General features: G+C 73.9%; 16 protein-coding genes. 14 read left to right on the top strand and 2 right to left on the bottom strand.

Annotated elements, in window-relative coordinates; translation table 11 throughout:
* The 4 genes from PAI11_RS02315 to PAI11_RS02300 all read left to right on the top strand — a co-directional run.
* Positions 1 to 1,184, top strand: a 1,184-nt coding sequence (locus PAI11_RS02315) for an aminotransferase-like domain-containing protein (protein WP_050897072.1), incomplete at its 5' end; no start/stop codon positions are given.
* A gap of 103 nt (positions 1,185 to 1,287) precedes the next feature.
* On the top strand, positions 1,288 to 4,806 hold the full coding sequence (locus PAI11_RS23785; RefSeq protein WP_081488207.1) for a DUF11 domain-containing protein: 3,519 nt from the start codon (positions 1,288 to 1,290) through the stop codon (positions 4,804 to 4,806).
* A 67-nt stretch (positions 4,807 to 4,873) separates the two neighbouring features.
* Positions 4,874 to 6,253, top strand: coding sequence for a glutamate--tRNA ligase (gene gltX / locus PAI11_RS02305; RefSeq protein ID WP_007570428.1), 1,380 nt, complete (start codon positions 4,874 to 4,876; stop codon positions 6,251 to 6,253).
* Positions 6,254 to 6,503: 250 nt separating this feature from the next.
* Positions 6,504 to 7,544: an HDOD domain-containing protein gene (locus PAI11_RS02300; protein ID WP_007570427.1), complete on the top strand. Its 1,041-nt coding sequence runs from the start codon at positions 6,504 to 6,506 to the stop codon at positions 7,542 to 7,544.
* Between the two features lie 46 nt (positions 7,545 to 7,590).
* Here PAI11_RS02300 and PAI11_RS02295 read toward each other — a convergent pair whose 3' ends face one another.
* Positions 7,591 to 8,040, bottom strand: a complete 450-nt coding sequence (locus tag PAI11_RS02295) for a VanZ family protein (RefSeq protein WP_007570425.1) — start codon at positions 8,038 to 8,040, stop codon at positions 7,591 to 7,593.
* Between the two features lie 57 nt (positions 8,041 to 8,097).
* Here PAI11_RS02295 and PAI11_RS02290 point away from each other — a divergent pair, with 57 nt between their 5' ends.
* The 4 genes from PAI11_RS02290 to PAI11_RS27985 all read left to right on the top strand — a co-directional run bounded on the left by PAI11_RS02290 (position 8,098) and on the right by PAI11_RS27985 (position 10,951).
* Positions 8,098 to 8,493, top strand: a complete 396-nt coding sequence (locus PAI11_RS02290; protein ID WP_007570423.1) for an RrF2 family transcriptional regulator — start codon at positions 8,098 to 8,100, stop codon at positions 8,491 to 8,493.
* A 1-nt stretch (position 8,494) separates the two neighbouring features.
* The gene (cysK, locus tag PAI11_RS02285) at positions 8,495 to 9,427 is read left to right on the top strand and encodes a cysteine synthase A (RefSeq protein ID WP_007570421.1); all 933 of its coding nucleotides are present in this window, start codon (positions 8,495 to 8,497) and stop codon (positions 9,425 to 9,427) included.
* Positions 9,428 to 9,462: 35 nt separating this feature from the next.
* Positions 9,463 to 10,245 carry a serine O-acetyltransferase gene (gene cysE / locus PAI11_RS02280; protein ID WP_007570419.1) on the top strand — a complete coding sequence of 261 codons (783 nt, stop codon included), beginning with the start codon at positions 9,463 to 9,465 and terminating at the stop codon, positions 10,243 to 10,245.
* Between the two features lie 295 nt (positions 10,246 to 10,540).
* Positions 10,541 to 10,951, top strand: coding sequence for a hypothetical protein (locus tag PAI11_RS27985; protein WP_244406498.1), 411 nt, complete (start codon positions 10,541 to 10,543; stop codon positions 10,949 to 10,951).
* Positions 10,952 to 11,030: 79 nt separating this feature from the next.
* Here the strand turns inward: PAI11_RS27985 and PAI11_RS02270 are convergent, their stop codons facing one another.
* Positions 11,031 to 11,903, bottom strand: a complete 873-nt coding sequence (locus PAI11_RS02270; RefSeq protein ID WP_007570417.1) for a queuosine salvage family protein — start codon at positions 11,901 to 11,903, stop codon at positions 11,031 to 11,033.
* Between the two features lie 71 nt (positions 11,904 to 11,974).
* Here PAI11_RS02270 and PAI11_RS02265 point away from each other — a divergent pair, with 71 nt between their 5' ends.
* Genes PAI11_RS02265 through gatB form a run of 6 tightly spaced genes read left to right on the top strand, consistent with a single transcriptional unit; the run spans position 11,975 to position 19,034 of the window.
* Complete coding sequence (locus tag PAI11_RS02265) at positions 11,975 to 14,347, top strand: ATP-dependent helicase (protein ID WP_007570415.1); 2,373 nt, start codon at positions 11,975 to 11,977, stop codon at positions 14,345 to 14,347.
* A 37-nt stretch (positions 14,348 to 14,384) separates the two neighbouring features.
* Positions 14,385 to 15,263: a bifunctional methylenetetrahydrofolate dehydrogenase/methenyltetrahydrofolate cyclohydrolase FolD gene (gene folD / locus PAI11_RS02260; RefSeq protein ID WP_007570413.1), complete on the top strand. Its 879-nt coding sequence runs from the start codon at positions 14,385 to 14,387 to the stop codon at positions 15,261 to 15,263.
* Complete coding sequence (locus tag PAI11_RS02255) at positions 15,263 to 15,751, top strand: hypothetical protein (RefSeq protein WP_007570410.1); 489 nt, start codon at positions 15,263 to 15,265, stop codon at positions 15,749 to 15,751. Before folD ends, PAI11_RS02255 begins: the two co-directional genes overlap by 1 nt.
* Positions 15,752 to 15,796: 45 nt before the next feature.
* Positions 15,797 to 16,081: an Asp-tRNA(Asn)/Glu-tRNA(Gln) amidotransferase subunit GatC gene (gene gatC / locus PAI11_RS02250; RefSeq protein ID WP_007570408.1), complete on the top strand. Its 285-nt coding sequence runs from the start codon at positions 15,797 to 15,799 to the stop codon at positions 16,079 to 16,081.
* A gap of 5 nt (positions 16,082 to 16,086) precedes the next feature.
* Positions 16,087 to 17,592 (top strand): Asp-tRNA(Asn)/Glu-tRNA(Gln) amidotransferase subunit GatA, encoded by a 1,506-nt coding sequence (gatA, locus tag PAI11_RS02245; RefSeq protein ID WP_007570406.1) that lies wholly within the window; start codon positions 16,087 to 16,089, stop codon positions 17,590 to 17,592.
* Entirely contained in the window at positions 17,589 to 19,034 is a 1,446-nt protein-coding gene (gene gatB, locus PAI11_RS02240) for an Asp-tRNA(Asn)/Glu-tRNA(Gln) amidotransferase subunit GatB (protein WP_007570404.1), read from the top strand. Before gatA ends, gatB begins: the two co-directional genes overlap by 4 nt.
* Positions 19,035 to 19,131 lie beyond the last annotated feature (97 nt).

Below are 19,131 nucleotides of genomic sequence, written 5' to 3'. Positions count from 1 at the left end.
CCGGCCGGGAGCGGCCGGACGGCGCCGCGACGTCGCCCCCGCCGGCCGTCTCGAGCCGGCTCCCGCCGACGCCGCGGATCGACCTCCGCAGCTACGTCCCCGAGCTGGGCGCGTTCCCGCGGCGAGCCTGGGCGGACGCCTCGGCGACGGCCCTGCGCGAGGCGCCGGACGGCGTCCTCGAGGGCATGGACGGGCGCGGCACCCCGACGCTGCGCGGCGCGCTCGCGGCGTACCTGGGCCGCGCCCGCGGCGTCCGCACGAGCGAGGACGGGGTGCTCATCACCTCCGGCACGACCCAGTCGATGGCGCTGCTCGGCGAGGCGCTGCGCGGTCGCGGCCCGGTCGTCGTCGAGGCGCCCGGGTTCCCGCTCCACCACGAGCTGCTGCGGCGGGCCGGCGTCGAGACCGTCGCCGTGCCCGCCGACCGCGACGGGCTCGACGTCGACGCGCTGCCCGATCGCGACGTCGCGGCCGTGCTCGTGACGCCGGCCCACCAGTTCCCACTCGGCGGGGTGCTGTCGCCCGAGCGCCGCGCCGCGCTGCTGTCCTGGGCGACCGCCCACGACGCGCTGGTGCTCGAGGACGACTACGACGGCGAGTACCGCTACGACCGCGACGCCCCTCCGGCGATCCAGGGCAGCGATCCCGAGCGGGTCGTCCACCTGGGCACGGCGAGCAAGACGCTGGCGGGAGCGATGCGGCTCGGCTGGATCGCCGCTCCCGAGCGGCTCTACGGCCCGCTGGCCGACGCGAAGGGCTGGGCCGACGGCGGGACCTCGGTCCTCGTCCAGCTGGCGATGGCCGAGATGATCGGCTCCGGCGCCTACGACCGCCACGTGCGCCGCAGCCGCGACCGCTACCGCCGCCGCCGCGACCACCTGCGCCGAGCGCTGGAGGGCGAGCTGCCGGAGGCCGAGGCGCTCGGGGTCGCCGCCGGCCTGCACCTGACGCTGCGGCTGCCCCCCGACGTCGACGTCGCGCTGCTGCTGCGGCGCGCGTGGCAGCGCGGGATCGCCCTCCACGGCGGCGTCGTCGGCGAGACCCCGGGGGTCGCCGAGGGGATGCCCGACCACCCGCTGGCGGGGCCGGTGCTGCTGATCGGCTTCGGCAACCTGCCCGACCCGTCGGTCGAGCGGGCGGCGCGCGAGCTGGCGGACCTGGTGAACGGGGCACGGGCGGCCTGAGCCGGCTCGGCTCCTCGCACGTCCGTCCAGCCTTCCGCCCTGGTGGCCCACTCGGATCCCCTGAACGGGCTACTGTCCGCCGACCAAAACGGTTGGAGGTTGCATGAGGTCACATGGTGCGTGGTGGGTGGCGCTGGCGATGGTCGCCGGCATATTGGGGTTCCCGGCGCTGGCGGCGGCGGATCGCGAGTTCACGCCACGGTTCTCGACCAACGCCTCCGGCGACGTGCTGCTGGCGGCCAACACCCTGATGACCTGCGCGTCGTCGGCCAGCGGCTGCAGCGCCGCCCAGGCCGGCGGCACCGGCAACAACAACGGCTTCACGATGCAGCCCGTCGACGTCGACGGCGATCCGAGCACGGCGAACTCGTCGCGGGCGCGCCTCGACCTCCCCGCAGGCTCGCGGGTGCTCTTCGCGGGGCTCTACTGGACGGCCGACGGGCAGGGACTCGCCGACCAGAACGCACGCAGGAGCGTGCGGTTCCGAGCGCCCGGTGACGGCGCCTACCGGACGCTGGGCCCGACCGGCACCGTTCTCGACACCGGGACGATCGGTGGTCACCAGGCCTACCAGGGGTTCCAGGACGTGACGTCGATCGTCCAGGCCGCAGGTGGCGGCGCCTACACCGTCGGCGGCGTCGCGGCCCGGACCGGCGCCACCGACCTCTGGGCCGGCTGGGCGCTGGTGGTCGTGGTCGAGGACCCGTCGCAGCCCGCCCGCAACCTCACGGTCTTCGACGGCCTCAAGTCGATCAACTCGACCGCGCCGCCGTCGACGATCCAGATCAGCGGCTTCCAGACCCCGCCGGCGGGACAGGTCCGGACCCGCGTCGGCGTCGTCGCGGCCGAGGGCGACCGCGGGACGACCGGGGACACCGCGTCGCTCGACGGCCGCCGGCTGACCGACGCGCTGACGCCGGCGACGAACTTCTTCAACAGCACGCTCTCTCGCGACGGGGTGCGGCTGGCCGGCGGCGATCCGGACCATGCCAACACGCTCGGGTTCGACGCCAAGATCGTCCAGGCCGATGGGTTCCTCGCCAACGGCGCGACGAGCGCCTCGTTGACCCTGACGACCAACGGCGATGCCTACCTGCCGGGCGTCGTGACCTTCGCCACCGACCTCTACGCGCCGAAGCTCGAGGCGACCAAGACGGTGGAGAACGTGACCCGTCCCGGCGAGCCGGCGCGGCACGGCGACCGGCTGCGCTACGTCGTCGAGTACCGCAACAGCGGCCTCGACGGGGCCGGCAACCTGATCCTGCGCGACCCGCTCCCGGCCGGCGTCGGCTACGTCGCCGGCACGCTTCGCCAGACCGCGGGCCCGGGCGGTCCGGGGGCGGCGGGACCGACCGACGCCGCCGGCGACGACGTCGGCGAGTACGACGGCGCCTCACGGACCCTGGTGCTGCGAGGAGGCGCGAACGCGAGCGCGACCGCCGGCGGCAGGCTGGCCCCGGGCGAGTCGCTGCGCTTCACCTTCGACGTCACGGTCGACGGCGACGTCGTCGACGGGGCCCAGATCACCAACGTGGCCCACGCCGGCTTCGACGCCCAGACCCTCGGCACGGTCTTCGGGGACGTGCCGAGCCCGCCGGCGGTCACCCCGGTCGTCGCGCCCGACCTGACGATCGCCAAGAGCCATGCGGGCTCGATCGTCGCCGGTCTCGACACGACCTTCTCGTTGACGGTCCGCAACGTCGGCGGCGCCTCCAGCGTCGGCCCGATCACCGTCACCGACGACGTCGACGGCGGTGCCTTCTCCGCCGTCGCGTCCGCGTCGGGGTCCGGATGGAGCTGCACCGTCACCCCGCAGCCGGGAGGTGACCGGCGGGTCGTCTGCACGACCACGGCGACGGTCGCGCCGGGAGCGGACCTGCCGCCGATCGAGCTCGTCGCGACCGCCGCCGACCCGCTGCCCGCGCAGGTCGCCAACACCGGCGTCGTCGCCGGCGGCGACGACGCCAACCCGGCCAACAACGCCGCCACCGATGCCGCGCCCGGCACGAGCCGCGCCGATCTGCGGGTCACGAAGCTGTCCGATGCTGCTCGCGCGATCGAGGGCGACGTCGTGACCTGGACGGTGGCGGTCGAGAACGCCGGTCCGTCGACGGCGGTCGCGGCCACGCTCAGCGACCCGATGCCTCCCGGCCTGACGGTCCTCGACGTCAGCAGCGACCGCGGGACCTGCACGACCGCGGTCAGCTGCCAGCTCGGCGACCTGCCGCGGGGCGCGACCGCGACGATCACGATCCGCACGCGGGTCGCCGGCAACGACACCACGATCACCAACGTCGCGACCGCCGCGTCGGCGACGACGGAGGCCAACCTCGCCGACAACGAGGCCAGCGCCGAGTTGCGGGTCGACGCCAGCGCCGACCTCTCCGTCGCGAAGCGGGTCGAGATCGTCGGTTCGAACGACCCGCCGGTGGCGGGCGATGACCTCGACTACCGGCTGACGATCCACAACGACGGCCCGGGAGCGGCAGAGCGGGTGCGGCTGAGCGATCCGCTGCCGGACGGCTACGAGTGGGTCTCCACCAGCGCCGACCCGCCGCTCGCGTGCGATCCCCCGACCGGCGGGGCGATCGTCTGCACGGCGACCTCGCTGCCGGCGGGGGCGACGGCGACGGTCAGGGTCCACGGGCGGATCCTGCGCGGCGGCCGCTTCGACAACCGCGCGTCCGTCGGCTCGGCGACGGCCGATCCCGACCCGTCCGACAACGACGACTCGACGACGACGATCGCCCGGCCCGCGGCCGATCTGCAGCTGACGAAGCTGACCCGGACTCGGACGCCGATCGCTCCCGGCGAGACCGGGATCTTCGACCTGCGGCTGGTCAACGCCGGGCCAAGCGTGGCGACGGCGGCGAGGATCGTCGACGAGCTGCCGGCCGGGCTGACGTTCGTGTCCAGCAGCGACCCGCGCTGCACGGCGGCGGGCCGGACGGTCAGCTGCGCCGTGGGCGACCTGGCGATCGGCGATGCGCAGGCGTTCACCGTCGCGATCACGGTTCGCGTCGACGATGCCGCGAGCCCGGGCGCGACGCTGCTCAACGCCGCGGACGCCGGCAGCGACCTGATCGACCCCTATCCGGCCAACCACGCAGAGGACTCGCTCGTGGTCGGGGATCGGCCTCCCGGTCCCGGGCCAGGGACCGGGCCGGGCCCCGGCCCCGGCCCCGGCGGCCCCGGCCCGGGGCAGGGACCCGGTCCGGGAGCGGGCCCGGGACCGTCGCCCAGCGGCCGGATCGCGATCAGCAAGCGCGCCTCCCGGAGTCGCGTTCGAGCCGGCGGTCGCGTCGACTTCCGGATCCGGATCCGGGCGATCGGCGGCCGCGTCGCGCAGGCCGAGGTCTGCGACACGCTGCCGCGGGGGCTCGCGTTCGCGGCTCGCGACGGACTGCGGATCCGCGGGCGACGCGGCTGCGTGACCGTGCGCGACGTCGTGCCCGGGAAGCCACGGACGGTCAAGATCCGCACCCGCGTGCTCGCGAGCACGCGACCGCTGCGGCTGCGCAACGTGGCCACGGCCGCGGTGGACGGCCAGGCCGTCCGTCGTGCCGGCGCGACGATCCAGGTGCGACCCAGTCGTGCACGCGGCGGCGGCGTGACCGGATGAGCGCGGGCCCGCCGGTCGCCCGACGACCGGCGGGCCCGCGCGGCCGCGCTTCCCTAGCCTTGGCCGCATGCGCGTGCGCTTCGCTCCCTCGCCGACCGGCGCCCTGCACATCGGCGGCGCCCGGACGGCCCTCTACAACTGGTTGATGGCCCGCGGCTCCGGCGGCGAGCTGCTGCTGCGGATCGAGGACACCGACCGCGAGCGCTCGACTCCCGAGAACGTCGAGCAGATTCTCGACGCGCTGCGCTGGCTGGGCATCGACTGGGACGGGGACCCGGCCTTCCAGACGCAGCACGAGGCACGGCACCGGGCGGTCATCCAGCAGCTGCTGGCCGAGGACAAGGCCTACCGCTCGCACGCCAAGGCCGACGACGTCAAGGCGTACAAGGCCGAGCACGGCGCCGACAAGGGCTTCCGCGGAGCCGACCATCCGACGCGCGCGGCGGGCGACGACGACAGCGCCGCGGTGCGCCTGCGGGTGCCGGAGGGGGAGACGGTCGTCCGCGACCTGATCCGCGGCGACACGACCTTCCGCAACGTCCACCTCGACGACCCGGTGATCGCCCGCGGCGACGGCAGCCCGCTCTACAACCTGGCGGTCGCGATCGACGACCTCGACGCCGGGATCACGCACGTGGTCCGCGGCGAGGACCACCTGTCGAACACCCCCAAGCAGCTGCTGGTCTACGCCGCGCTCGGCGCCGAGGCCCCGGTCTTCGCCCATCTGCCGCTGCTGCACGGGCCCGACGGCAAGAAGCTCTCCAAGCGCCACGGCGCCGCCTCCGTCCAGGAGCTGCGCGACGCCGGCTACCTGCCCGACGCCGTCATCAACTACCTGGCGCTGCTCGGCTGGGGCGACGAGGACGACGAGACCCAACTGACCCGTGAGCAGCTCAAGCAGCGCTTCGACGTCAACCGGGTGTCGAAGAACCCCGCCCGCTTCGACGAGCAGAAGCTGCGCTGGCTCAACGGCAAGCACCTGCGGGCGCAGGGCCTCGACGGCCTGACCGCGACGATCGCCGAGCACCTGCGGCGGAGCGGCCACGGCGACGCGATCGCCGGCCGCGAGGAGCTCCTGCGGACGGCGGTCGAGATCAGCCAGGAGAAGATCCAGACCGTCGAGGACTTCTGGCCGCTGGCCGGGTTCCTCTTCACCGGTCCCGTCGACGATCCGGCGGCGCGGGAGAAGTGGCTCGACGCACCCCACCGCGAGCACCTGGCGGCCGCCCGCGAGACCCTGGCCGGGCTCGACCCGTTCTCGGTCGAGGCGGTCGACGCCGCGCTGCGGGCGCTGGTCGGGGAGCGCGGCGCGAAGGCGAAGGACGTCTTCCAGCCGGTGCGGGTGGCGCTGGCCGGAACCGCGATCTCGCCCGGGGTCTTCGAATCGGCGGCGGCCCTCGGGCGCGACGAGACGTTGCGGCGGATCGACACCGTGCTTGCCGGCTGAGCCGTCCGCCACGCGATCGAAAATGGTTCGGCCTGCGGGCCAAAACGTCACTGTGGACCAAGGGATACGTAGTACGCGGACATAGTGACCGATCGCTGTCCAGGCAACCGGACTCAAGTTCGATGCCGAAACTGCCGATACGTCCAGAGCCCTGGTGTCGACCCCAGACTTGCTCGTGAGACCTTCCGCCGCCACGCTCACCCCGCCCGTCCCCGCCGCCGGCGGGTCATCAGGGCGCTCCCGGGTGTCGATGGCTGCGGTTCCGACGCGTCCCAACGAGCAGCACGGGCGTCGCCTGACGGCGGCGTTCGAGGCGCTCGAGGGCTTCCCGGCCCTGGGCGAGTCGCAGTCGCGCCTGTTCGCCGCGCTCGACGCCGAGCCGATCGATCCAGCCGCCGTCGTGTCGGCGATCGAGACCGATCTCGGCCTCGGCCTCTCGGTACTGCGCCTGGCCAACCGCCTGGACACCGGATCGGCCGGCCGCGTCTCGTCGATCGCCGAGGCGATCGAGGCCGTCACCCCGCCCTCGCTGCGGGTGCTGGCCGAGCGGACCCGGACCGTCGACTTCTTCGATCGCAGCGGTGGCTGGGGGCGCGAGGCCGACGCCTACCGCCGTCACGTCGCCGCCGTCCAGGGGGCGATCCAGCGGATCGCCGGCGTCCTCGACGAGATCGACGTCGACCTGCTCTCGTCCGCGGCGCTGCTGCACGACGTCGGCAAGCTCGTCCTGCGCCACGCCCACCAGGGCTACCCCGACAAGCTGCTGGCGGCCGACGCCACGCCGGAGGAGCGGCTGGTCAGCGAGCGCCGCGAGCTCGGCGTCGACCACGCCCTGGTCGGCGGCGTGCTGATGCGCCGCTGGGGCCTCCCGCGCGAGCTCGCGCGGCTGGTCGAGCGCCATCACGCCGAGGAGGCCGACCGCGACGTCTCCGTCCTGCGACTGGCGGACCTGCTCGCCCACCACGCTCACGGCGACGAGGTCTCGCCGCAGGTCCTGATGCGCGTCGCGCGCAACGTCGGGATCGACGCGCCGGTGCTGCGCGGGCTGCTCTACGACCAGGCGCTGCCGGCGCCGCGACGGTCGCGTGGGGCGGCGCCGTGCCCCCTGTCGGGGCGCGAGATGGAGGTCCTGCGGCGACTCGCCGCCGGCCGCGTCTACAAGCAGATCGCCGGCGAGCTGGGGCTGTCGACCAGCACCGTGCGGACCCACCTCCACAACATCTACGGCAAGCTCGGCGCCGTCGACCGCGCCCAGGCGGTCCTGATCGCCGTCGAGCGCGGCTGGCTCTGAGCCTCGATCCACCGGTCGTCGGCGGATCCGGGTTGCGCCGCGGCGCCTACGCGGGTCGCGGCCGCGACGCCCGGCGTCGCGCGGCCCAGCGGACGAGCAGCGCCGCGGCCGCGATCCCGAGCGCGTCGATCGCCACGTCGCGCGGCGTCCCGACCCGGCCGGGGACGTGGGCCTGGTGGGCCTCGTCGATCGCGGCCCAGACGACCGCGATCGCGGCGCCGACCGCCAGCGACCGGCCCCACCAGCGCCCCAGCAGCGCCAGCGGTCCTCCCGCTCCGCCACGCCGCCAGCCGTCGACCGCGCGCGTCCAGAGCAGCGTCAGCAGGCCGAACTCGGTCACGTGCGCGCACTTCCGCAGCACCAGGTCGATCGTCCCGAGGTCGGTCTTCAGATCGCTCTGCGCGCTCAGGAACCAGATCAGCCCCATCAGCAGCAGCGGGGGCGCCAGCAGCCCGGCGCGGGCGCTCGGCGTGACGTGCGGTCCGGCCCCTGCCATAGGATCGACAGCCTACGAGGACGCCGCTCCGATGCGAGCCCGCCCTCGGACCACCTGATGCTCTCGATCACCGCCAAGTCGCCCTATGCCGTCCAGGCCCTGACCGAGCTCGGCCGGGCGGGCGGCATGACCACCCCGGTGCCGGTCGCCGAGCTGGCTCGCCGCCGGGAGATCCCCGGTCAGTTCCTCGAGCAGCTGTTCGCGACCCTCCGCCGTGCCGGCCTGCTGCGCTCCCAGCGCGGGGTCCACGGCGGCTACGTCCTGACACGCGACCCGCGCGAGATCACGGTCCTCGAGGTCGTCGAGATGCTCGACGGCCCGCTCGGCCAGGACTCGAAGGGCGTCTTCGCCGAGGTCGCCGCCGCGGCCCGCGAGGTCCTGGCCAGCACGACGATCCAGGACGTCATCGACCGCGAGGCCCGGGAACAGGGCCAGACGATGTACTGGATCTGAGATGGCTGACGAGATCACCGACATCACCGGTCTGATCGGCCGCACGCCGGTCGTGCGCCTGGCGGCGCTCGAGCCCGAGGGCAGCGGCGCCGAGCTCTACGGCAAGCTCGAGCAGTACAACCCCGGGGGCTCGGTCAAGGACCGGATCGCCCTCGCGATGGTGCTCGCGGCGGAGAAGGAAGGCCGGATCACCCCCGGCAAGACGACGATCGTCGAGGCCACCAGCGGCAATACCGGGATCGGCCTGGCGTTCGTCGCCGCCGCCCGCGGCTACGAGCTGGTGATCACCCTCCCGCAGGGGATGAGCCGCGAGCGCGAGACGCTGCTGCGGCTGTTCGGCGCGAAGGTCGACGTCGTCGAGTCGATGGGCGGCATGACCGAGGCGGTCGAGGCCGCCCGCGCGCTGGCCGACAGCGACGACGTCTGGATGCCGGACCAGTTCGCCAACCCGGCGAACCCGGCGATCCACAAGAAGACGACGGGCCCGGAGCTGCTCGAGCAGCTCGACGGCCGGGTCGACGTCCTCGTCGCCGGCATCGGCACGGGTGGCACGATCACCGGCGTCGGGCACGCGCTGAAGGCGAAGAGCGAGAAGACGCTCGTGATCGGGGTCGAGCCGGCGTCGTCGGCGGTGCTCTCGGGCGAGCGTCCCGGTCCGCACCGGATCCAGGGGATCGGCGCCGGCTTCGTGCCGCCCGTGCTCGATCGCCGCGTCGTCGACGAGATCCTGACGGTGACCGACGACGACGCGATCGACACCGCCTGGGCCGTGTCCCGTCGCTGCGGCGTGCTCGCGGGCCTGTCCGGGGGCGCGGCGCTGAGCGCCGCGATCCGGATCGCCGAGCGGCCGGAATCCAAGGGCAAGCGGATCGCCGTGATCCTGCCCGACAGCGGCGAGCGCTACGCCAGCCTCCCGTTCTTCCAGCCGCGCTGAGGGCGGCCCTCGCCGTCGCGCTAGCCTTCATGGAGATGGCCGGCCCCGGGACTCGCCCGCGCGCGCTCGCGGAGCTTCGTCGTGACGTGCGCGCCGCGCGTGAGCGCGATCCCGCGGCGCGGGACGTCAGCACGTTCGAGATCCTCGCGACCTGGCCCGGCGTCCAGGCGCTGCTGGCGCACCGCATCAGCAACGGCCTGCAGCGGCGAGGGGTTCCGTTGCTGCCGCGGCTGCTGGCCCACGTCTCGCGGACGCTGACCGGGATCGAGATCCACCCCGCCGCCGAGATCGGCCAGGGCCTGTTCATCGACCACGGCTCGGGCGTCGTGATCGGCGAGACGGCCCGGATCGGCGACGACGTGACGATCTACCAGGGCGTGACGCTCGGCGGGACCGGCTTCCAGGTCGGCAAGCGCCATCCGACGGTCGGCGACCGCGTCACGATCGGCTCCGGCGCCAAGCTGCTGGGTCCGATCACGGTCGGCGACGGCGCCAAGGTCGGAGCCAACAGCGTCGTGATCACCGACGTACCCCCGAACGCGACCGTCGTCGGCAACCCGGGCCATCCCGTGCGGATCGACGGTCGCAAGGTCGAGGGCCCCGACGCCGACTGGATCCACCTGCCCGATCCCGTCGCCGACGCCGTCCGCGCCCTCGGCCGCCGCGTCGTCGAGCTGGAGCAGCAGGTCCGCGACCTCGGCGGCAGCCCGGCCCCGGCCGAGCCCCGCGACGTCGACTCGTCCTCGTCCGCGGCGGAGCCCGGCGCCCAGATCCACGAGCTGCGCCCCAAGCAGGGCCGCAGCCCCGCCGGCGGCTGAGCCCCGGCTCCGGGCAGCCCGGCCGTCACGAGCGCACGGCGGACCCGCAGTGAATCCCGGTCCGGAGTCGCTGGCCCGTTCACGCTAACGCCGGACCGCTTCGCGGTCTCGCGGCTCGCGATTTCCAACCGCTGCGCCGAGCGTCTCGGAGGGCTTTGGTGAATAGGCGCGACCGGGCATCTCAAGCCGCCTCGATGAACTGCAAACACCATCGGCTACGCTGGTTGCTCTTGCTCGCTTCTTGGGCAAGGGGACGAAAGGGCGGGACATGCGGGTGACACAGACGATGGCCCTGTTGGGCGTGCTCGCTCTCGGCGTAGCGGGCTGTGGGTCGAGCGACGGCGGAGCGACGACCGTCATCGAGAAGGTGGTCGAACCAGCGGCGGGGCAGGAGACGAAGACCGTCACCAAGACCGAGAAGGCGGAGCCTTCCGAGCCGGAGACCCACGAGGCGGACACCAGCGCGAGCGAGGGCGGAGATGGCTGCATCGAGGTGCCGAACGTGGTCGGCAAGGACCACCAGCTTGGGCAGGACACGATGCAGGCTGCGGGCCTCTACAACCTGAGCGAGGAAGACGCGACAGGAAAGGGGCGAGCTCTCCTCTGGGATCGCAACTGGGTTGACGTTCGCCAGTCCCCGTCGGCCGGTAGGTGCGTCAGCCCCGACACGACCGTCATCCTCTACGCGAAGAAGGACGGCGAGTAGGTCTCCTGGCGCGGCGGGGCGGCTTGCTCGGATCCCGAGAACTGCTTGCGGGGTGACGTGGCAGGCCGATTCGGACCACTCAGTAGAAGACGGTGCGGCAGCGGTGGCGGGGGCGGGCCTTGACCTCGGGGCGCTGGCCGGCGTCCCACAGCCAGGCGTCCAGGTGCCGGGCCGGCACGCCGGTGCGGGCGCTCAGCAGCTCGACGGCATGGACCGCGCAGCAGCGGATCTCGTGCTCCGCGCGGTGCAGCGGCAGCAGGTCGCCCTCGTCGATCGCGGCGGCGAGATCCTCGTCGTAGACCAGCGCCCCGGCGCAGCGGAGGACGTGCGGCACGAGGTTGTCGGCGAACATCGTGAGCTCGTCCAGGTCGCGGAGCTCGCCGATCCCGAAGGTCGCGACGTCGCTGCCGAGGATCTGGGCGCGCTTGTAGAGGCCGTGGTCGCGGTAGAACGGCATCCCGTCGACGACCGCCCGGGCCAGCCGCGCCGCCGAGCCGTCCGCGGCCGCGAAGACGTCGGCGGCGCGCCGCTCGCCGAGGAACGCCCCGAGCGCCCGCAGCGCCTCGGCGTAGAGCGCCATCAGGTGGTGCCCCGGCTCCTGGCCGAGGACCCCGGCGACCTCCTCCGCCGTCATCCCCCGCAACTCGGCCGGCGTCCACGGGCCACGATCGCGGAAGCGGTCCGCCAGCGCCCAGGCGATCGTCCAGTAGCCGCTGGAATCGGGGCGCTTGCGCAGGGTCGGGAACCAGCCGGAGCCGAAGTTGATCGCGTTCAGCGTCAGCACGTAGTCGGCGACGTCCGCCGGCTCGCCCTCGTGGAAGTGGCGGGTCGCGTCCTGCGGCGGGATCGGGCCGGGCTCGAGCGCGTCGAGGGTCTCGCGGTCGATCGTCACGAACCGCGCGCGGCCGGCGACGTCGGCCACGTGGCGTCGCACCTCGTCGGGCAGGGACATGCGTGCACCGTAGCGGCCGGCTCCGACGCGGCGGCCACGCCGCCCGCCGCGCGGACTCCTATCCTCGATGGGTGCCCTCCGTCGACGCCTACGCCGCCGAGCTGCTCGAGGGGCTCAACGAGCCGCAGCGCGAGGCCGTCACCCACGAGGGCGGCCCGCTGCTGGTGATCGCCGGCGCCGGGTCCGGCAAGACGCGGGTGCTCACCCACCGGGTCGCGTGGCTGGTCCGGACCGGGCAGGTCGGGCTGGGGGAGATCCTCGCCGTGACCTTCACCAACAAGGCCGCGGCCGAGCTGCGCCATCGCGTCGGAGACCTGCTCGGCCGCTCGACGCGCGGCCTCTGGGTCTCCACGTTCCACAGCTCCTGCGCCCGGATCCTGCGGGTCGAGGCCGAGCGGCTGGGCTACTCGCGGCAGTTCACGATCTACGACTCCGACGACGCCAAGCGGCTGCTCAAGCGGGTGCTCGACAGCCAGGGCGCCGACACCAAGCGGTTCACGCCCGGCTCGGTCCACAACCGGATCTCCGACCACAAGAACCGGTTGCGCAGCGTCGAGCAGGCGGCCGAGCAGGCCGCGGGCTTCTACGACCGCACGGTCGTCGACGCCTACCGCGGCTACCAGCAGGCGCTGGTCGCCAACAACGCGATGGACTTCGACGACCTGATGGGGCGCACGGTCGACCTCTTCGAGCGCTTCCCCGAGGTCCGGGAGCGCTATCGCAACGCCTTCAAGCACGTCCTCGTCGACGAGTACCAGGACACCAACCCGGCCCAGTACCGGTTCCTCCAGCTGCTCTGCATGGACGACCCGATGCACCTCGACCCCGACGACGAGTTCGGGCCGCTCGCCGGCGAGGAGCCCGGCCACCGCAACCTGATGGTCGTCGGCGACGACGCGCAGTCGATCTACGGCTTCCGCTCGGCGGACATCCGCAACATCCTCGACTTCGAGGACGACTTCCCCGACGCCAAGGTCGTGCGGCTGGAGCAGAACTACCGCTCCACCCAGCACATCCTCGACGCCGCCAACGGCCTGATCGAGCACAACGCCAACCAGCGCAAGAAGCACCTCTGGACCGACCTCGGGGCCGGAGACCCGGTCCGGGTCCGCGCGCTGCCGGACGACCACGCCGAGTCGCGCTGGGTCGTCGCCGAGATCGAGCGGCTGGCGGGCGAGGGCGCGCCGCTGGGCGAGATGGCCGTCCTCTACCGCACCAACGCGCTCTCGCGCGCGATCGAGACCGCGCTGACCGGCGCCGAGCTCGGCTACCAGGTGATCGGCGGCGTCCGCTTCTTCGACCGGGCCGAGGTCAAGGACGTCCTCGCCTACCTGGCCTGGCTGCTGAACCCGGCCAACACCGTCGCCTTCGCCCGGATCGTCAACCGCCCCAAGCGCGGGATCGGCGACACCACGGTCGGTCGGCTGCTGGCCCACGCCAGCACGCTCGGCGTCACGCCGCTGCAGGTGCTGGACGACCCGGCCGCCGCCGGGCTGAAGACCGCCGCGATCCGCTCGGTCGGGGCCTTCGCCGAGCAGGTCCACGAGCTGCGCGAGGCGGTCCTGGCCGGCAGCACGATCGCCGACCTGGTCGAGGCGATCCTGCGCGTCACCGGCTACCGGGCCGAGCTCGAGGCGTCGAACGACCCGCAGGACGAGGGCCGGCTGGAGAACCTCGAGCAGCTGCACGCCTACGCCGACGAGTTCGACCACGAGGACGCCAGCGCCGAGCCCGACGACGAGCGGGCCAGCCTGCGGCCGCTCGACCGCTTCCTGCAGCAGACGGCGCTGCTCTCGGACGCTGACCAGAAGGGCGACCACCCGGACGGCACCGTGACGCTGATGACGCTGCACAACGCCAAGGGGCTGGAGTTCGACAGCGTCTTCCTGATCGGCTGCGAGGACGGCGTCTTCCCGCACAGCCGCGCGATCGACGCCGGCGAGCTGGAGGAGGAGCGGCGCCTGGCCTACGTCGGCCTGACCCGCGCCCGCCGGCACCTGTCGCTGACCTGGGCCCGTCGCCGCGGCCTCTACGGCCCGCCGCAGTCCCAGGTCCCCAGCCGCTTCCTGCGCGAGCTGCCGGTCGAGGCGCTCGACGAGTCCTCGCCCGAGGCCCTCAGCGGCGGCGTCCAGGCGGTGCCGCGCCCGCGCTACGACGCCGGCCGGATCGGGCGGGTCGGCGGCGGAGGCGGCGGCTCGACCAGCGGCAGGACGCTGGCCGAGCTGGGCCTGCGGCGCGGCAGCGAGCTGGGATCGGCCGGTCGCGCCGCGGCCGGCGGGGCGGGCGACGAGGCGCCGGACGTTGTCGTCGGGCAGCGTGTGCGCCACGGCAAGTTCGGTGAGGGCGACGTCGTGACCGTCGACGACAACGTGATCGTCGTCGACTTCGACGAGCACGGCGAACGGCGCCTGATCGCCGGCTTCGCGCGGCTCGAGCCGGTCTGAGCCGGTCGCGCGGGGCGTTCGGCTAGCCTCCTGCCCGATGTCCGCGACGATCATCGACGGCAAGCAGGTCGCGGCCGAGGTCCGCGCCGAGGTCACCCGCGAGGTCGAGGCGTTCGTCGAGCGCCACGGCCGCCCGCCGGGCCTGGCCACGATCCTGGTCGGCGAGGACGCCGCTAGCGCGGTCTACGTCGGCGGCAAGCAGCGCGCCTGCGCCGAGGTCGGGATCAAGGGCTTCGACCACCGGCTGCCCGCCGACGCCTCGCGCGCCGAGGTGGTGGCCCTGATCGAGCGGCTCAACGCCGACCCCGACGTCAGCGGCATCCTCTGCCAGCTGCCGGTCCCCGGGCACCTCGACGGCGTCGAGCTGACCAACCTGATCGACCCCGACAAGGACGTCGACGGCCTGACCGTCGCGTCGGCGGGGAGGCTCGCGCTCGGCCTGCCCGGCCTGCGCTCCTGCACCCCGGCTGGCGTCATCCGCCTGCTCGACGCGGCCGGCGTCGCGATCGAGGGCGCCGAGGCGGTCGTGATCGGGCGCTCGAACCTCTTCGGCAAGCCGATGGCCCAGCTGCTGCTGGAGCGCAACGCCACGGTCACGATCGCGCACTCGCGGACCACCGACCTGGCCGACGTCGCGAGCCGCGCCGACATCCTGATCGCCGCCGTCGGCCGCGCCGAGATGGTGCGTGGCGACTGGATCAAGCCCGGCGCCGCCGTGATCGACGTCGGGATCAACCGGCTCGCCGAGCCGCCCGCCGGCCGCAGCTCGGCGCTGGTCGGCGACATCGCCTTCGACGAGGCGCTCGCCGTCGCCGGGGCGATCACCCCGGTCCCCGGCGGCGTCGGCCCGATGACGATCGCCAAGCTGCTCGACAACACCGTGCAGGCGGCGCGCCTGCAGGCCGGCGAGGACTGATGCACGTCGGCCGCCTGCGGCACGGGGAGCTGCTGGCGCTCGGCGGTCTCGTCGCGCTGGCGGCCTCGCTGTTCCTCGACTGGTTCTCGCGCTCCGGCGGCGGGCGGTGGGGCTTCTCGGCCCTCGGCCGTCCCTGGGAGGACCTGGTCGTCCTCTTCGGGCTCGGCGTGCTCGTCGCGCTCGTGCTGGCCCAGCGGGCGGGCCTCGGCCGTCCGACCTACGGCGCGGTCGTCAGCCTGATCCTGGCCGGGACGCTGGGGGCGATCACGTTGCTCGGCACCCTGGTGCGGACGCTGCTGGCGACGCCGGGCGACGGCCTCGATCCGGCGATCGGGACGTGGGTCGGCCTGGCCGGCATCCTGGTCGCGCTGGTCGGTCTCTGGGTCGCGATGGCCGACGAGCGCCGCGGCGCCCCCGAGAGCCGCTTCGACCCGCCGCCGCCACGTCCGGTTCCCGCACCGCGCCCGGACCCGCCGGCCGAGGGCTGAGGGCTCGCCCGTCGCCCCTGCGCGAGGGCCACTAGCATCCGCGGGGTGATCGACCGCGACACCGTTCTGCACGTGGCCGCGCTCGCCCGGCTCGACCTCCACGAGGACGAGATCGAGCCGATGGCGCGCGAGCTGTCGGCCGTGCTCGACCACCTGGAGACGATCGGCGAGCTCGACCTCGACGGCGTCGCGCCGACCGCGCACGTGCTGGCGTCCGAGAGCCGCCTGCGCGCCGACCAGCCGCACACGTCGCTGCCCCGGGAGGTGGCGCTGGACCAGGCGCCCGACGCCTCCGACGACGGCTTCCGCGTCCCGAGCCCGCAGGCCTGACCTCCATGACCGATCCGATCAGCCTCACCGCCGTCGAGGCGGCCGCCGCACTGCGCCGCGGGGAGCTCTCCCCGCGGGAGCTCTTCGACGCCTACCGCCAGCGCGCGGCGGCCGACGACACCAACAGCTTCACCTGGCTCGCCGACGATCCGACCACCGCCGGCGCCGGCGGCTTCGGCGGCGAGGATCGCGGCGTCCCGGGAGCCGACACGGTCCTCGCCGGGCTGCCGGTCGCGATCAAGGACCTCTTCTGCATCACCGGCGTGCCGACGGCCGCCTGCTCGAACCTGCTGCGCGGCTACCGGCCGCCCTACACCGCGACCGTCGTCGCCCGCCTGCAGGAGGCGGGCGCGACGATCCTGGGCAAGACCAACCAGGACGAGTTCGCGATGGGGTCCTCGAACGAGAACTCGGCCTTCGGCCCGGTCAGGAACCCGTGGGACCGCAGCCGGGTCCCGGGCGGCTCCTCCGGCGGCTCGGCCGCGGCGGTCGCCGCCGGCCTGGCCCCGGTCGCGCTCGGCACCGACACCGGTGGCTCGGTCCGCCAGCCGGCCGCGCTCTGCGGCGTCGTCGGGCTGAAGCCGACCTACGGCACCGTGTCCCGCTACGGGATGATCGCCTTCGCCTCGTCGCTCGACCAGGCCGGCCCGATCAGCCGCACGGTCGCCGACACCGCGCTGCTCTTCCAGCACATGACCGGACCGGTCGACCCGCGCGACGCGACCTCGATCGGCTGGGGCGGCGCCGACGAGCTCGGCCTGCCGACCGCCGAGCGCCTCGACGGCCTGCGGATCGGCGTCCCGGTCGAGCTGCTCGGCGAGGGCGTCGAGCCCGGCGTCCGCGCCGCCTTCGACGCGGCGCTGCGCCGTGCCGAGGACCTGGGCGCCGAGGTCACCGACGTCGCCCTGCCGCACGCCCGCCACGCGCTGGCCGCCTACTACGTGCTGGCTCCGGCCGAGGCGTCGTCGAACCTCTCGCGCTTCGACGGCGTCCGCTACGGCAACCGCGTCGACGCCGACGACCTGGTGTCGCTCTACACGCGGACCCGCCACGACGGCTTCGGTCCCGAGGTCAAGCGGCGGATCATGCTCGGCACCTTCGCGCTCTCCAGCGGCTACTACGACGCCTACTACGGTCGCGCGCAGCAGGTCCGTACCAAGATCGTGGAGGACTTCCGTGCCGCCCACGAGCAGGTCGACCTGATCGCCACCCCGACCAGCCCGACCGTCGCCTGGAAGCTCGGCGAGCGGGTCGACGACCCGCTGGCGATGTACCAGGCGGACACGTCGACGCTGCCGTTCTCGCTGGCCGGCGTGCCGGCGATCTCGATCCCCTGCGGGCTCTCCGAGGGCCTGCCGGTCGGGCTCCAGCTGTCGGGCCCGGTCTTCAGCGAGCAGCGGATCCTCGAGGCCGCGCACGCGCTCGAGCAGGCGATCGGCTTCGACGGGACGCCGGCGCTGGGCCTGGACGCCGTCACCGATGGCGGGGCCGCGAACGGAGGTGCCGCATGACCGCCTACGAGCCCGTGATCGGGCTGGAGATCCACGTCCAGCTGGCCACGCGCACGAAGATGTTCTGCGCCTGCGAGCTGACCTTCGGCGAGCCGCCGAACACCCGCACCTGCCCGGTCTGCCTGGGCCTGCCCGGAACGCTGCCGGTGGTCAACCAGGAGGCGGTCCGGCTGGGCCTGATGATCGGCCTGGCGTTCGGCGGCGAGCTGGCCGACCGCTCGGTCTTCCACCGCAAGAACTACTTCTACCCCGACCTGCCCAAGGGCTACCAGATCAGCCAGTTCGACGAACCGCTGGTCTCGGGCGGGCAGCTCGGCGACGTGCGGCTCGAGCGCGTGCACCTGGAGGAGGACGCGGCCAAGCTCGTCCACGCCGGCGCGAGCGGGCGGATCGGCGGCTCGACCTCGTCGGTCGTCGACTACAACCGCGGCGGCACCCCGCTGGCGGAGATCGTCACCCGCCCCGACATCCACTCCGCCGAGGCGGCCGCGACGTGGCTGCGGCTGCTGCGCGAGACGCTGCGCCAGCTGGGCGTCAGCGACGTGAACATGGAGGAGGGGTCGCTGCGCTGCGACGCCAACGTCTCGATCCGCCCGGTCGGCGAGACCGAGCTGGGCACCAAGACCGAGCTCAAGAACATGAACTCGTTCCGGTTCATCGAGCAGGGCGTCAACGCCGAGATCGCCCGCCAGACCCGGATCCTCGAGTCCGGCGGCACGGTCGAGCAGGAGACGCTGCACTTCGACCCGCGGACCGGGGCGATCACGTCGCTGCGCTCGAAGGAGGGATCGCACGACTACCGCTACTTCCCCGAGCCCGACCTGCCGCCGCTGCGCGTGCCGAGCGAGCTGGTCGACCAGGCGCGGGCCGCGATCCCCGAGCTGCCGCTGGACCGCGCCGAGCGCTTCCGCGGCGAGCACGGGCTGCACGAGGAGTCGGCCCGCCTGCTGGCGTTCCGTCGCGAGCTGGGCGACTACTACGAGGCCGTCGTCTCCGCCGCCGGGGCGGACGGCGACCGCCAGCAGATCGCCAACTGGGTCGGCAACGACCTGGTCCGGCGGCTCGAGGCGGACGAGGACGCCGAGTCCGATCCGGCCCGCTCGAAGGTCGCGCCGGCCGCCCTCGCGGCGCTGGTCCAGCTGGTCGGCTCGAAGGCGATCACCCGCAAGGCCGGCGAGCAGGTGCTCGACGCGCTGGTCGCCGAGGGCGGCGAGCCGCAGGCGATCGTCGAGCGCGAGGGCCTGGCCGCGATCGGCGGCGGCGACGAGCTGCGTCCGATCGTCGAGGCGGCCCTGAACGCCAACCCCGACGTGGTCGAGAAGCTCAAGAGCGGCAACATGAAGCCGATCGGCGCGATCGTCGGCCACGTCATGCGCGAGACCAAGGGCCGCGCCGACGGCGGCGAGGTCACCAAGCTGGCGCGCGAGATCCTCGGGCTGTAGGACGGGCCGGGCGACGGGCCGGCGCAGGCCGGTCCGCGGATCGGCCCGGCGGCGGCGCCGCGCCGCCGCGGCTCAGCCCGGCAGCGCCGGCGTCGCG

The sequence above is a fragment of the Patulibacter medicamentivorans genome (assembly GCF_000240225.1).
Classification (GTDB): domain Bacteria; phylum Actinomycetota; class Thermoleophilia; order Solirubrobacterales; family Solirubrobacteraceae; genus Patulibacter; species Patulibacter medicamentivorans.
The sequence above is the reverse complement of the archived record's forward strand: the minus strand, read 5'-3'. Positions and strand labels throughout refer to the sequence as shown.